Genomic DNA, 13742 nt, shown 5'->3' with positions numbered 1-13742 from the left:
ATTTTATTTAGTGAAAGTTGGTAACGCATTGAAACGTTTTCTTATAACTCTGGCCATCGCGCTTAGCGCTGGCTTTTTGTTCAGCTTGACCGGCTTGTTCCTGCCGTGGCTGTTGGGCCCGATGGCGGCTTTTCTTATCTTGCGTCAAGTGACCGATATGAAGTTCCACTGGCCGAAAGTATTCCGGACGCTCGGGTTATTGCTGCTTGGCGTGCAGATCGGCGCAGCATTTACACAGGAGTCGGTGCTGTTAATGGCAGCGGATTTGCCGTATATGTTCATCATGACGATTGCGGTCATTGCGTTTTCCTTAGTGCTCGGATGGTTATTCCAGCGCATGACGCGGGTGACCATGTCGACCGCATTGCTCGGCTCGATGCCCGGTGGCTTGTCACAGATGGTGCTGATCTCTGAAGAAGTGAAATCTGCCAATGTGACGATCGTGTCGGTCATGCAGACCTTTCGCATCCTGCTCATCGTCTTCACTGTGCCGCTTGCCGCTGGACTCTTGTCGGGACGCGCGCCAGGTGACATTACGGAAGCGAGCTTTCGTTTTTCGCCTTATGCATTCGGCATCGCGCTCGTCTTCGGCTATGTATTGTACTGGATCATGAAGCGCATTTCATTTCCAGCACGGGAATTGATGGCGCCCGTCCTTGCAATGGCGATTGTCCAGACTATAACGGGCAGCGACTTGGTGGATTTGCCGGGTCTTGTCATCATCATCGCGCAAGTGTTGATCGGGGCGCATCTCGGCTTATCGATGGAAAAGCTCGGTGATTCCTTGGACGCACGGATTACGGGGGCGGTATTTCTTAATACCGTACTGCTCATCGCGTTTTCAGCGGGTCTTGCCTACGGGCTGGAGTTGCTCTTGCCGGATTATCTATTCCTCGACTTTTTCTTGAGTGCAGCTCCTGGGGGCATGGCGGAGATGACGATTACCGCACTCGAAGCAGGAGCGGACGTGCCGCTGGTGACGAGCTTTCATTTGTTCCGTTTGTTCTTTATTCTCCTCGTCGCCGCGCCACTCGTCTCTTACTACGTGAAAAAGCTTGACGCTAAATCAGGCTATTGAGTACAATAAGCTTAACAGGATATTGATGCGTTGATGAGGATAGTAAAGTGTCTGGGACATTTCAGAGAGAGAGCCGAGTGGTGAGAGGCTTTCATGGACCGCATTTGAATGTCACCTCGGAGCAGTTGCCGTGAAATGAGTAGCGGGAACCGGATGCGAATCCGTTATCGAACTTGAGAGCCAGGCGAATTCTGCCTGTGTATAAAGGTGGTACCGCGAAAAACTCCTTCGTCCTTTACGAGACGACAGGAGTTTTTTTGTATTCATTTTTAAGTTCGACAGAAAATGTGCCGCATGTTGGCCAAAAGGAGGAATTTGGATGAGCAAGCAATTATCAACGAAATACGAACCGCAGGCAATCGAACAAGGGCGTTACGACTGGTGGGTGGACAATAAATTCTTCGAAGCGAAACCGGAAAGCGGCAAGACGCCCTATACGATCGTCATCCCGCCGCCGAACGTAACGGGCAAGCTTCACTTGGGCCATGCCTGGGACACGACTTTGCAGGATATCATGACCCGCATGAAGCGCATGCAGGGATTTGACGCTTTATGGCTTCCTGGAATGGACCATGCCGGCATCGCGACACAGGCAAAAGTCGAAGGCAAGCTGAAAGAAGAAGGCCGTTCCCGCCATGATATGGGCCGCGAAGCGTTCCTTGAAGAATCGTGGAAATGGAAAGAAGAATACGCCGGCCATATCCGCCAGCAATGGTCGAAGCTCGGGCTTGGACTCGACTATTCACGCGAGCGTTTCACTTTGGACGAAGGCTTGTCAAAAGCGGTACGTGAAGTATTCGTCAAATTATACGAGAAGAAATTGATTTACCGTGGAAAATACATCATCAACTGGGACCCGGCGACACAAACGGCGATCTCGGATATCGAAGTTATCTACAAAGACGTACAAGGTGCGTTCTATCATATGCGCTACCCGCTTGCTGATGGTTCTGGCCATATAGAAATCGCGACGACTCGTCCGGAGACGATGCTTGGCGATACGGCAGTTGCCGTTCACCCGAGAGATGAACGCTACCAGCATTTGATCGGCAAAAAAGTCATCTTACCGATCATCGGCCGTGAAATTGAAATTGTTGCCGACGATTACGTGGATCGCGAATTCGGAAGCGGTGCCGTGAAAATCACGCCGGCCCATGACCCGAACGACTTTGAAATCGGCAATCGCCACAATTTGGAACGCGTTCTCATCATGCATGAAGACGGCTCGATGAACGAAAACGCCGGCAAATACGAAGGCATGGACCGCTTCGAATGCCGTAAAGCAATCATCAAAGATTTGCAGGACATGGACGTTTTATTCAAAATTGAAGAACATCTTCATTCCGTCGGGCATTCCGAGCGCAGCGGTGCTGTCGTCGAACCGTATTTGTCGACGCAATGGTTCGTGGACATGCAGCCACTCGCAAAAGCCGCGGTCGACAGCCAGAAGAGCGAAGACGGCGTCAATTTCGTACCGGACCGCTTTGAGAAAACTTACCTTCACTGGATGGAAAACATCCGCGACTGGTGCATCTCGCGTCAATTGTGGTGGGGCCATCAGATCCCGGCTTGGTATCATAACGAAACCGGCGAAATCTATGTGGGCCACGAAGCACCGGCGGACGCAGAAAACTGGACGCAAGATGAAGACGTACTGGATACGTGGTTCTCATCTGCCCTATGGCCATTCTCGACACTCGGCTGGCCGGAACAAAACGATGAATTGAGCCGTTACTACCCGACCGATGCACTCGTAACGGGCTATGACATTATCAACTTCTGGGTATCGCGCATGATTTTCCAGGCGCTTGAATTCACCGGTGAAAAACCGTTCAAAGACGTGCTCATCCACGGCCTTGTACGGGATGCGGAAGGCCGTAAAATGTCGAAATCACTCGGCAACGGCGTCGATCCGATGGACGTTATCGAAGAATACGGCGCGGATTCCTTGCGTTACTTCCTCGCCACGGCATCATCTCCAGGACAGGATCTGCGCTACTCGAACGACAAAGTCGAGTCGGTATGGAACTTTGCCAATAAAATCTGGAACGCCTCGCGTTTTGCGATGATGAACATGGAAGGCATGGAACACAAAGACATCGATTTGTCCGGCGAGAAATCCGTAGCGGACACATGGATCTTGACACGCCTCAACGAAACGATCGAACAAGTGACTGACCTTGCGGAACGCTACGAATTCGGGGAAGTTGGGCGTTTGCTTTATAACTTCATCTGGGATGATTTCTGTGACTGGTACATCGAAATGGCGAAATTGCCATTATACGGGGAAGATGAACAGGCAAAAGCAATGACGCGTTCGGTGCTCGCATACGTGCTCGATAACACGATGCGCTTGCTTCACCCGTTCATGCCGTTTATCACGGAAGAAATCTGGCAGAACTTGCCGACTGAAGGCGAATCCATCACGATTGCCGCTTGGCCGACAGCCGACTCGGCACTGAGCGATGCGAAAAAAGCCGACAGCATGAAGCTATTGATGGACGTTATCCGTTCGGTCCGTACGATCCGCGCGGAAGTCCAGACGCCAATGAGCAAGAAAGTGCCGATGACGATCAGCGCGAAAGACGAGACGACGTTGTCAGTGCTCGAAGAAAACGCAGCGTATATCGAACGTTTCTGCAACCCAGAGACGTTGACGATCGGCCACAACATCGAAGCACCAGAAAAATCGATGTCAGCGGTCGTATCCGGAGCGGAATTATTCATGCCTCTTGAAGGCTTGATCGACATCGGAGAAGAATTGAAACGCCTGCAAAAAGAACTCGATAAATGGGCGAAAGAAGTCAAACTCGTTCAAGGCAAATTGTCGAACGAACGTTTCGTGTCGAAAGCACCGGAAGCGGTAGTGGCAGAAGAACGCAAAAAAGAAGCGGATTACCTTGAGAAGCATGCGACCGTTGAAAAACGCATGGAAGAATTGAAGAACCTGTAATAGGAAAAAGCGATTCCCGAATTGGGGAATCGCTTTTTTTAGTTCCGGTCGCTGTCACGGAACGGATAGTTTTGTTCCAATTTCGTGAAATGCTGTGCCAAGAGCTCGGCGATATTATCATCGTGTGTTTGATAAAAGGAGCGGGCGCCGACGGGGTCTTCAAGTTCATTGAACACATGGCGGCCGTCTTCCAATAGCAAAAAATCGATGCCGATATAATCACTTTTCAACGCTTTGACAATTTTTTCGACGTCGTGTCGCTGTGCGGCTGTCAGTTCAAAGCTTTCAGCGCTAGCTCCGAGCGAATAATTCGCTTTGAAAGATTCAGTGGCGCTGCGTTTGACCGCACCGACAATTTCCTTGCCGATAACGTACGCCCGGACATCCGCCCTGTGTGGGACCACTGGTTGATAGAGGAGCGGGGATTCGGTATCCGGCACATTTTGTTCCGATTCGACGAGCCACACTTCCTTGCCGCCATGACCGTTTGCGGTTTTGGCGATATATGGGAGAGCGAGCGGCGTTTTTTGTGTCGGGATCACCGGCACTCCGAGCAGCTGAAACAATTGATAGCTTTGCCATTTGTCGTTGGCGATGCGGTTCACTTCAGCGCGGTTGATGAGCCGTACGCCGCGGTCTTCCAAAAAACGCGCCGCATGCGGCTGGCGTACGCGAAAGAACACCGATTGCCCCTGGACACGCTTAAGTAATTGTTCCAGCCCCGAATCGCTCCAATCTTCCCAGGTGAGTAACTCAATTGAACAAAAGCGCTTTAATTCATCAATAAAACTTTGATTGTGTTGCGCAGCGGCGGATTCATACAAAACGATCATGCCAAATCCTCCTGGATATAGCGGATCATCGCATCTGCGACATTGATGCCTGTGACATTGAGGATATTGCGGATATGTGCCGCCGCATTGACTTCACAGACGAGCGTCTGGCCGTCGGGTCCGTATAGCAAGTCGACGCCGGCAAATACAGCGCCGACTGCTTGTGCCGCCTCCAATGCGAGTTGTTGTTGCTCAGCAGTCAGTTCGACTGGGAAGGCCTGGCCGCCGTTTGTGATGTTCGCACGAAAATCGGTATCGGATTGTCGTTTCATGGCGGCGACGATTTTTTCTCCGACGATATTGACACGGATGTCGCGCCCGCGGCTTTCCGCGATGAATTCTTGGAATACGTAATCGATTCCGGACAGGCTTTCGACTTTTTTGTAAAATTCACTTTCCGTTTCAATCAAATACACTTTCATGCCAAACGACCCGTGGCCTTCTTTGATGATCATCGGCAAGCCGAGTTGATCTAAAACGCTTTCGTAATAGCCGGAAGCTTGGATCGTGAAATTCGGATACACTTTCGGAGCGACGATCGTCTTTGGCATCGGGATCTTTCGTTCCGCCAGGCGGATGTATTGCGTGGCTTTGTTATCGCATAAATCGATGATCGCCGGATCGTTGTAAACCGGAACGCCGCGGCTTTTCAGAAAATAGCCGAGCAAAATGTCTTTGTCGAGCAGCACCGCAAAATCGGGAAACGACTGCTGTTCAGACAGCGACATTTGAATTTCGTAATTTTTCTTGATTGACACTTGGATGCCTTGGCGCTCGGCGGCTTCTGCCATCAATTGCGCTTGGTCTTGAAATTTATCGGAAACGAGGCTTCCGTTATAGATAACCCAACAACTCAGCATTTCCATTCCACCTTCATGATATACTCATACGTAAAAAGTGTATCATGTTTACTTACGGAAAGAGGTTTTTTATGATTACAGGACTCAATCACTATAAAGATAAATGGGGTGTCCGGTCGGATGCTTCGATTCAACCTGGACTAGAAGCAATGGAATCCGCTTTGGCTGAGTTGGGGAACCCACACCACGGGCTGCCATTTATCCACATTGCCGGAACCAATGGCAAAGGCTCCACAGCAGCTTTCGTTTCATCGATTCTCATGGCGCACGGGAAACGGGTCGGCAATTTCTTTTCCCCTGCGATCGAAGATATCCATGACCAAATCCAAATCGATCGGCTGCCGGTCGGAGCAGCGGAAATCGACGAGGCAATGGAACAACTGACGAACGTGAAAACGCCTTTGACGGATTTCGAATTGCTGACGGCTGCTGTCTTTCTTATATTTAAAGAAAAATCGCTGGATTACATCGTCATCGAAGCGGGCATGGGCGGCAGATTCGACAGCACCAATGTGATCGACCCGCTCATTGCGATCATCACGAGCATTGCCAAGGAACACACAAAGTTTCTCGGCGACAGCATTGAAGAAATTGCCTGGCATAAAGCCGGCATTATCAAATCCAACAAGCCTGTCATCATTGGGCAATTGCCGGATCCTGCCCGCATGATAGTCAATGAAATTGCGAATGAAAAAAATTCTGCTGTCTTTGCTGTTCAAGAGGGCTATAGCGGTCCATTGAAACTGAAAGGGCATCACCAGAAAATCAACGCCTCTTTGGCATGGATGGCTGCTGAGCAATTGCTGGCAGGAAACTTTGATGAAGAAAAAGCGGTCTCAGGCTTATCTCACGCTTCGATTTCATTCCGCTTTGAAGAAGTATTCCGCGATGTTATTTTTGACGGGGCCCACAATGAAGCGAGCATCAAAGCTTTGGTGAAAACCATACAGCAAAATTACCCAAATAAAAAAATCTGTATCGTAATGGGGTTAATTCAAGGTAAGGACTATTTATCTATTTTGAGAGAGCTGGAAAAAATTAGCACTAATTTTACGTTTATTGATTTCAGCGATGACCGTGCAATACCGGCGCATATTTTATTTTCAGAAAATATAAGTAAAATAAAGACAATTCGAAATGATTATGATATATTACCTGTACAAGGAGATGAAGAAGTGACAATAGTCACAGGTTCTCTTTACCTACTTAGCATTTTAAAACAACAAAATTATGAAATGTTCCGGCATTACAAAAACCGCTGATCATTAAAACAGGGGCGCTGCAAGAACATAGCAGGGAGAAGAGCGATGGATCCATTATTAAAAAGAAAGAGAATTCTTTGGACGGCATGGTTGTTCATCGTACCGCCAGGACTCTACCTTATCTATCAATATTACCCGCCGCCCGCTATGGAAATGGCCGATTTGTTAGCCTATTTGGCTTTTTTCGTGCTGGCTTGCTTGTTCCCGATGAACATTGTCGGTGTGCCTACCTACCTTGTTCAATGGTTAATGGTTGCCGTTTTCTTGAAGTACGGGCTATTCGTGGAAGTCATACTGTCCCAAATAACGATGCTCATCGTTATTTTGCGGTTGCGGACTTCTGAAAGCCTGTCGGTGCGAATTCCTTTCAATTCCATGATGTTTTATTTTATTTCTGTAATTGCCGGCTTGTCGTTTGTGCTGGCAGGCGGTGAGATCGGTTCGTTGGATCTATTGGATGTTATCTTGTTTGGCCTGTTGTTCCAGGCCGTCTCTTTCATCGCAAATCAATTTATCTTCTATGGCTATGCGCGCATCCTTGGTGAACATAAAGACTTTTTTTCGCTCGATACGATTTGGGATTTCGCCATTGCCTTTTTAGTGTTTCCTTTCTCCATTGCCCTTTATATGTCAGAAGCTTATTTTGGCCTGGCTGCCTTATTGCTGCTCGGCATTCCGTTCTTTACGATGACCGCGGTCATCCACATGTACACCAATTCCGAAAAAGTGAACAACGATTTGAAGAAAGCGGGGGAGATCGGACACCAATTGGCTGCCCGCTTGTCTTCAGATGAAGTGCTCGACCAGTTCGTTATTCAAGTCGCTGAACTTTTCAAAGTGGATTATGCCTATGTAATCGATTATCGAAACAACGAATTATTGATCATGCTGCGCATGTTTGAAGATAACGAATTCAAACCGCTTGACATAGAGCCGGTCAACTACGACCAAGGCATTGCGGGAAAAGCAATCATTGAAAACGATTCTTTTATTTTTAGCAGCAAAGCCCAGTGGAAGAGCATACCGACGGAGTATATCCATGCGGAGTCAGAGAGCCTCATGGCGACGCCCATTTCGCGAAACAATAAAATCGAAGGGGTCCTGGTTCTCGCTGCCCGCAGGAAGCACGCATTTCTTCATCACCAGCTTCAAATTCTGGACATCTTAAGTACGTATTTTGCGGTTTCCTTGGAAAAAGCGGTGCTCGTCCAAAAAGCGATCGCCAAGAGCGAACGCTGCGGGCTGACCAAATTATACAATTACCGCTACTTAGATGAAGCGATCGGCAAATGCATGGAACAAGTGAACAACGGAGAACTCGACAACTTATCCGTCATTATGATGGACATCGATTATTTCAAAACGATCAATGATAAATACGGCCATCAAAGCGGCAATGAAATTCTTGTGGGACTTGCCAATTTATTAACGGACATGGTCGGCAGCGAAGGAACTGTTGCGCGCTATGGAGGCGAAGAATTTGTCGTCCTGCTGCCAAGCTATGGCAAAGAATTGGCGCTGCTGTTAGCTGAAAACATTCGCAAGGAAATTGAAAAGCACGAATTCACCATCCACAGCGACCTGGATGAACATCGAGGCCCTACCGGCATCAAGATCACCATGAGCATTGGCGTCTCTTCAGCACCACAAGACAGCGATGACGCCATGGCCATGATCCGCAATGCGGACCGGGCTTTGTATATCGGGGCGAAGCAAGCAGGGCGGAATAAGGTTGCGGCTTATACGAAATAATCTAGAAAAGCCCGAATTCAGGTAACTGAACTCGGGCTTTTCTAGATGGTTTTAAGGTGTACTAAATGATTTATCTAATTTGACTGGTGGTGAAACATTCTTTATCCAAGGTTCTGTAACTATATCCTGTTGAGAATAATTTTTTATTATATCTTGATCGTAGATAACTTGAAGTCTTGATTTATTTTTAGGCAATGCTTTTTGAATGATTTCAGAATCATATTTCCCGTTTGATGAGGAACCTCTAACTGCATTTAAAATAATTTTTCGAGCAGAAATTCCGCCTTTAATTTTAATGTTTGAACCAACTCCATAAAGTTCCAACACTTGTTCACTATAAAAGTATCCTTTAAATTCACTAGGATTTGGAGAATCAACTGAGTTATTAGCTAAGTTTATGTCGCCTTTCGCAAAAATTATTAATGAACCTGTTCTATTACTGTAAGGAATGCCGAAAATTTCAGATTCAGTGATCGTAACATCACCATCTACATAAAGTATAAGGTCACTTAGTAAATATGCATTTTCTATTATCACATCGTTTTCAACATAAATCATTCCAGATAATTGAGAAGGATTCTTTTCTGATGAATTTTTAATTTCGAGATTACCAGCAACAAAAGCGCCTTTTTTGAAACTAGTATTCGTCGAGTTGAAAACAAGAGTTCCATCAGTTGCTAGCTTCTCGTTAAAAGTATTTGTTCCTTTACCGGTAAATGTGCCGGTATAGCTATCGTTACACCAAAAAATAAAACACGAGCTATACACTAAATATGAATCACTAGACCTAGTAACTCCATTGAATTCTCTGTTTGTCCCTACATTAAATTTATTACCTGAGCTTTTCGCTAATTCTAAGTTTTTGTTTTTTTCGATAAAATTGATAGGTGTAATTTCTAAGTTATTTTTCACCTTGATAGGAGAAGGGTTTCCAGAAAAGACTTCATTAGTATTGTCAACTTTTTCATAGTAAGCAGTGTTTTTTAGAGAAGTTCCCTCTATATGCTTTTGATAATTAAAACTGTTACTATACCCACTAAATTTATGCTTAAACTTGTACATGTCCCCATCGATTGCAATTTTACTGCTTTTAGAGGATCCCAATCCAGTTAGTTCCGGGAATACACTACCCACTGAATAATCATAATCTCGTCTATCTCGAAATTGTCGCCAAACTCCGTTATTAGAAGAAATTAAGTCTCCATCAACTTTAATATCTCCATCAATTCGAACGCCACCGTTAAGTATTAGATTTCCTTCACCGGGTATAGGACTGGAATTTGATTTATCTTTGTATGCGCCAACGGCATAGTTTAAAACTTCAGGATATTGGGATGCTCCAATATTATATTTCGAATAGAGAGTTTCTGAAATTTCATTTGATTCACCTACACTCTTAAAAGTTACAATTTTTCTAAGATATTCGGTTTTCGAACCTATTGTTATCTTGCTGTTCAGATCGTTATCTATACTTTCAATACAAGTTGAATATATTGTTCCAGCCTCTGTTGCTACCTTTTCTATAATTGCTGTACCGCCAATACATTTATATGAGTCTGTGATTGAGTTTAATTTGACTATGTATTGTGAAGCAGAAATTCCGTCAACAGTTATGGCTTTATTTATTTCACTTGTGATTTGTGCAGTAATGTGATCAATTCCTTTTTCTGCCAAATCAACGGATTGTACGATTTCTTGCCTAGTTTCATTTTTCTGCACACCGTTGAAAGTCATTGCCATCAGACTCGCCCCCAAGATACTGAATAAGAGAACGAGCATTAATGTAAGAAGAAGAGAGTAGCCTTTTTCGTTTTTTATATGTTTAGTCATTCTGAGACCTCCGCAGAATCATCTATCAACTTGACTGTATTTTCAAATCGCATTGTGTGGGGTGTGTTTCCTTTAATTGCTTGCAAAGTAAATATAACTGTGTATTCAGCTGTTTCAGTATCGTTTTTTATTATGGTAGGTGAAGTCTCACTACAGTCTGTTTGCAGTACTTCTATATTATCGTTATAAAAGTTAATCTCCTGATCTTTAACGAAGACCTTTCCGTTTTCAAACCCCGTCTTATACGAATTTGAGGAACCATTTTCAGTTTTTGAAACAAGCAGTAAAGAGTTGCTGTCATTTGCGCTGCACTTGTTAGATAGAGTGATTTCCGATTTTTTAAGAACAAATAAATCCTTTATCATACTGGCCATAATCAAATCAGCTTCATCACGCAGCTCCGTTTCGACTTGAATCCTTTGGTAATTTGCATACCCTTGGTAAAGAACAGAATAAGATAAAGTGCCAATGATGCTGACAATGACCAAGGTCGCAAGCAGTTCAACTAATGTTACACCGTTATTATCTTTTAAGAGCTTAAAAAATTTATTCATATGGTATATATCCTTCCACTGAACTTGTGTGTGTGGATTTTTCAGCTCTTACAGTAACTACAATATTTAATAGAGATAATTCATTAAACTCTGATGTGCTTTGAGTGACTTTTATAATAACTTTATAATTTTTCTCATTCATTCTCACAGTGCTTTGTGTGCGTCCCTTACTTTCATCTTTTTTTGTAGGTGGGAAGGGTGCGATAAATTCTGTAGGATTAACTTTAACTCTTTCCAAATAAGCATCCGCCAAATTGATCACCACGAGTTTCTCGCTGTTGCTGACAGCGAGTTTATTTGTATTGGAGAAGATGGCCATGAAGCTCATCAAGACAATAGAAATGATGACGAGGGAAGCCAAAACTTCCACTAATGTAAAACCTTTTTCGGTTTCCATTTAATACCTCCAGTTTGTATAACAATTTATTGTTTGGGAGTAATTTCAAGTACCTAGACATTAGTAAAATAATGATTTTATATAGGTTATTGATATATTTTGCCATTAAAATTAACAATAAAGTAAAAAATATAATTTAAAAAATATTTATATTACTGTGGATAGCTACTTTTATTTATAACATTTATCTTGTATGATAGCTATATAAATGTGGGTTTAAAAAACTAATATGATTACAAATATTTACATTTATTAGTGGGTTATTCCTTACTGTTATTTAAAGACATTAAATGATTATTGGTTTATTAAAGTCATTCTGTACAGTTGGAGTAAAACTCCTGATTAATAAGGCTGTTGGTAGAGCTATTTCAAATTTGAAGGATAAAAACGCTTCAGCTTAATTGCATGAAAAATGAGGGGGATTAATCATGATCCGTTTATTAATTTTAGTGATGGTCGGAGCTATCGCACTGGCGTTAGCCTATTTTTTCTTTAAATCGATACCGATGGCGAAAAAAATGCTGGCAGTCGGAGGCGGTCTGGCAGCTGCTATAGCAGCTGTCGCATTGCAAGGGAACGATCCGTTTTACATGCCGTTTCTTGCCATTATTGGAGTGGCTCTTCTGGCGACACTCGTTTATATGAAGCTAGAGGAAAAGCGGCAACTTGAACAACAGCGTTATGCGGAAGAAAGAAAGTCGAGGCTTGCTGCAGCATCTTCGCCAAAAAACGCATCTGGAAATCGATTCAGCATGAGCCCGGTTGAAACGGGCAAGGGGGAGCAATAACTTGGATAATAAAGTATTTGGTTTGACGTTTTTGGCAGTTCTGGCTTCTGCGATGTTTTTTTTCGGAATTGCCAATGCCGGTTCATATGCGGTTGATAATTTGTTGTTCTCCTCTGAAGAGTACGGTGACAATACATATATAGGCACTACGGATGTTTCAAATATGGAAGTGGCAAGTGCAGTTTCGACTGTCTCGAGCAGTTTCGATTCTTGGAAACAGAACGCTGCATTGTTCGTACGTTTTCAAGATGCTACCGCAAAGTATCCTCTCAAACATGTGGAAGCTCTAGTGGAAGAAACAACATCGCAAGCACAAAGTGGTCAGCAAAATAATGTTGTCATCAATTTGCCGGAAGCAAAAACCCGTTCATTTCTAGAATCGAATTTCCCGGAAGTGGCTTTTTCTGAAACCGATATCCAAAGTATTACATCGACATTGGAGCGGGCACTAGCAGCCGGACAGACAGAAACCCGTGTTGATATCAGCGACGATTCATTGACAGCGGAAAAGCTTATTGTCTCTGAAACGAGCTTCCCGCATGATCTGGCAAGCGACGGGGCGAACTTGGTCATCGAAGAGCTGGATGGCATGCAGATAGCGCCCGAATCGCAATTCTCGTTATTGGCCGTCTTAGCTGAGCTGAATGCCTGGGATATCACGGATGCGGAATTGACGGAAATTGCTTCTGTCATTTATTCGACCGTATTGAAAACGAATTTATTGATTGATGAGCGCAGCATCGGCGCTACGCAGCCGGCGTCGATTCCACTTGGTTTTGAAGCAGCTATCAGCCAAGATCTTGCAATCGATCTGGCGTTCACCAACCCGAATCATAATACCTTTACATTGAATGTCGATAAAGCTGGCGAAATGATTACTGCTTCACTCACTGCTTTGCCTTTTGTTTACGATTACTCGGTTCAAACGGGCGGCGAAACGGAAATCGAGCCGCGCTTGATCAAACAATATAGCGCGTTTGTATCTTCTGGTACGTCGGTTAAAGAGAATGGTGCTGATGGCGCGCGCATCGAAGTCAGCCGTGCCGTCTTCGATGACAACGAGGAACTAGAAGTTGAACCGGTGTCAACCGACTTTTATCCACCCGTTCATCGGGTAGAAGTCTATCCGCTCGAAACTCCGGACGTCGCGTCGCCAGGGGATGCAGCTGATCCAGCCGGTGAAGATGCAGGAAACCCTGATGCCGAACAAGAACAAGACGGTGTGATTGTCGAAGATCCGAAAAATCCAGGTTTTGACTTGGATGGCTATCCGATCATCTTTGACGAAAATGGTGACATTGTCCAGAACGGCCAAAATGATAGCGGTTCAGATGCAGGCAGTGACAGTGGCAATGCAAATAGCAATGAAGAAAACGGCGGAAAACAATCAGAAGAACCTGTTTACGATAAATCCGGCAAGTTGATCAACCCTTAA

The 13742-nt window shown here is 44.8% G+C and carries 11 protein-coding genes and 1 other annotated feature; of the genes, 6 read left to right on the top strand and 5 right to left on the bottom strand.

All coding sequences use genetic code 11. The annotated features are described in order from the left end of the window. The first annotated feature begins 10 nt into the window (after positions 1 to 10). Together KTG14_RS05710 and KTG14_RS05705 are read left to right on the top strand one after the other, a co-directional pair. A complete protein-coding gene (locus KTG14_RS05710; protein ID WP_308461991.1) occupies positions 11 to 1078 on the top strand; it encodes an AbrB family transcriptional regulator in 1068 nt (355 codons plus the stop codon). Positions 1079 to 1099: 21 nt separating this feature from the next. Next, positions 1100 to 1317: a binding site (T-box leader), on the top strand. A gap of 80 nt (positions 1318 to 1397) precedes the next feature. Then, a complete protein-coding gene (locus tag KTG14_RS05705) occupies positions 1398 to 4031 on the top strand; it encodes a valine--tRNA ligase (RefSeq protein WP_216970025.1) in 2634 nt (877 codons plus the stop codon). A gap of 38 nt (positions 4032 to 4069) precedes the next feature. On the opposite strand, the gene KTG14_RS05700 is transcribed toward KTG14_RS05705, so the two are convergent. Together KTG14_RS05700 and KTG14_RS05695 are read right to left on the bottom strand one after the other, a co-directional pair. After that, on the bottom strand, positions 4070 to 4864 hold the full coding sequence (locus KTG14_RS05700; RefSeq protein ID WP_216970024.1) for an ATP-grasp domain-containing protein: 795 nt from the start codon (positions 4862 to 4864) through the stop codon (positions 4070 to 4072). After that, complete coding sequence (locus tag KTG14_RS05695) at positions 4861 to 5724, bottom strand: ATP-grasp domain-containing protein (RefSeq protein WP_216970023.1); 864 nt, start codon at positions 5722 to 5724, stop codon at positions 4861 to 4863. The genes KTG14_RS05700 and KTG14_RS05695 overlap by 4 nt, the downstream gene beginning before the upstream one ends. A 71-nt stretch (positions 5725 to 5795) precedes the next feature. On the opposite strand from KTG14_RS05695, the gene KTG14_RS05690 reads away from it, so the two are divergent. Both KTG14_RS05690 and KTG14_RS05685 read left to right on the top strand, forming a co-directional pair. Further along, positions 5796 to 6986, top strand: a complete 1191-nt coding sequence (locus KTG14_RS05690; protein ID WP_216970022.1) for a bifunctional folylpolyglutamate synthase/dihydrofolate synthase — start codon at positions 5796 to 5798, stop codon at positions 6984 to 6986. A 45-nt stretch (positions 6987 to 7031) separates the two neighbouring features. Continuing rightward, a complete protein-coding gene (locus KTG14_RS05685; protein ID WP_216970021.1) occupies positions 7032 to 8738 on the top strand; it encodes a sensor domain-containing diguanylate cyclase in 1707 nt (568 codons plus the stop codon). 51 nt (positions 8739 to 8789) lie between these two features. Here KTG14_RS05685 and KTG14_RS05680 read toward each other — a convergent pair whose 3' ends face one another. From KTG14_RS05680 to KTG14_RS05670, 3 genes are read right to left on the bottom strand one after another with little or no spacing between them, the layout of a single operon-like run. Beyond that, on the bottom strand, positions 8790 to 10568 hold the full coding sequence (locus tag KTG14_RS05680) for a hypothetical protein (protein ID WP_216970020.1): 1779 nt from the start codon (positions 10566 to 10568) through the stop codon (positions 8790 to 8792). After that, the gene (locus tag KTG14_RS05675) at positions 10565 to 11122 is read right to left on the bottom strand and encodes a PulJ/GspJ family protein (RefSeq protein ID WP_216970019.1); all 558 of its coding nucleotides are present in this window, start codon (positions 11120 to 11122) and stop codon (positions 10565 to 10567) included. Before KTG14_RS05675 ends, KTG14_RS05680 begins: the two co-directional genes overlap by 4 nt. After that, positions 11115 to 11519, bottom strand: coding sequence for a type IV pilus modification PilV family protein (locus tag KTG14_RS05670; RefSeq protein WP_216970018.1), 405 nt, complete (start codon positions 11517 to 11519; stop codon positions 11115 to 11117). Before KTG14_RS05670 ends, KTG14_RS05675 begins: the two co-directional genes overlap by 8 nt. Positions 11520 to 11947: 428 nt before the next feature. Between KTG14_RS05670 and KTG14_RS05665 the strand changes: the two genes are divergently transcribed. Beyond that, entirely contained in the window at positions 11948 to 12307 is a 360-nt protein-coding gene (locus tag KTG14_RS05665) for a hypothetical protein (RefSeq protein WP_216970017.1), read from the top strand. Between the two features lies 1 nt (position 12308). Beyond that, positions 12309 to 13742: a VanW family protein gene (locus KTG14_RS05660; RefSeq protein WP_216970016.1), complete on the top strand. Its 1434-nt coding sequence runs from the start codon at positions 12309 to 12311 to the stop codon at positions 13740 to 13742.

The sequence above is a fragment of the Planococcus sp. CP5-4_YE genome (assembly GCF_019042655.1).
Lineage (GTDB): Bacteria > Bacillota > Bacilli > Bacillales_A > Planococcaceae > Planococcus.
Note: the sequence above shows the minus strand (reverse complement) of the source record. Positions and strands in the feature narration are given on the sequence as shown.

Coding starts and splice junctions, on each gene's coding strand:
- KTG14_RS05705 (WP_216970025.1), top strand. CDS start 1,398: ATGAGCAAGCAATTATCAACGAAATACGAACCGCAGGCAATCGAACAA.
- KTG14_RS05700 (WP_216970024.1), bottom strand. CDS start 4,864: ATGATCGTTTTGTATGAATCCGCCGCTGCGCAACACAATCAAAGTTTT.
- KTG14_RS05695 (WP_216970023.1), bottom strand. CDS start 5,724: ATGCTGAGTTGTTGGGTTATCTATAACGGAAGCCTCGTTTCCGATAAA.
- KTG14_RS05690 (WP_216970022.1), top strand. CDS start 5,796: ATGATTACAGGACTCAATCACTATAAAGATAAATGGGGTGTCCGGTCG.
- KTG14_RS05685 (WP_216970021.1), top strand. CDS start 7,032: ATGGATCCATTATTAAAAAGAAAGAGAATTCTTTGGACGGCATGGTTG.
- KTG14_RS05680 (WP_216970020.1), bottom strand. CDS start 10,568: ATGACTAAACATATAAAAAACGAAAAAGGCTACTCTCTTCTTCTTACA.
- KTG14_RS05675 (WP_216970019.1), bottom strand. CDS start 11,122: ATGAATAAATTTTTTAAGCTCTTAAAAGATAATAACGGTGTAACATTA.
- KTG14_RS05670 (WP_216970018.1), bottom strand. CDS start 11,519: ATGGAAACCGAAAAAGGTTTTACATTAGTGGAAGTTTTGGCTTCCCTC.
- KTG14_RS05665 (WP_216970017.1), top strand. CDS start 11,948: ATGATCCGTTTATTAATTTTAGTGATGGTCGGAGCTATCGCACTGGCG.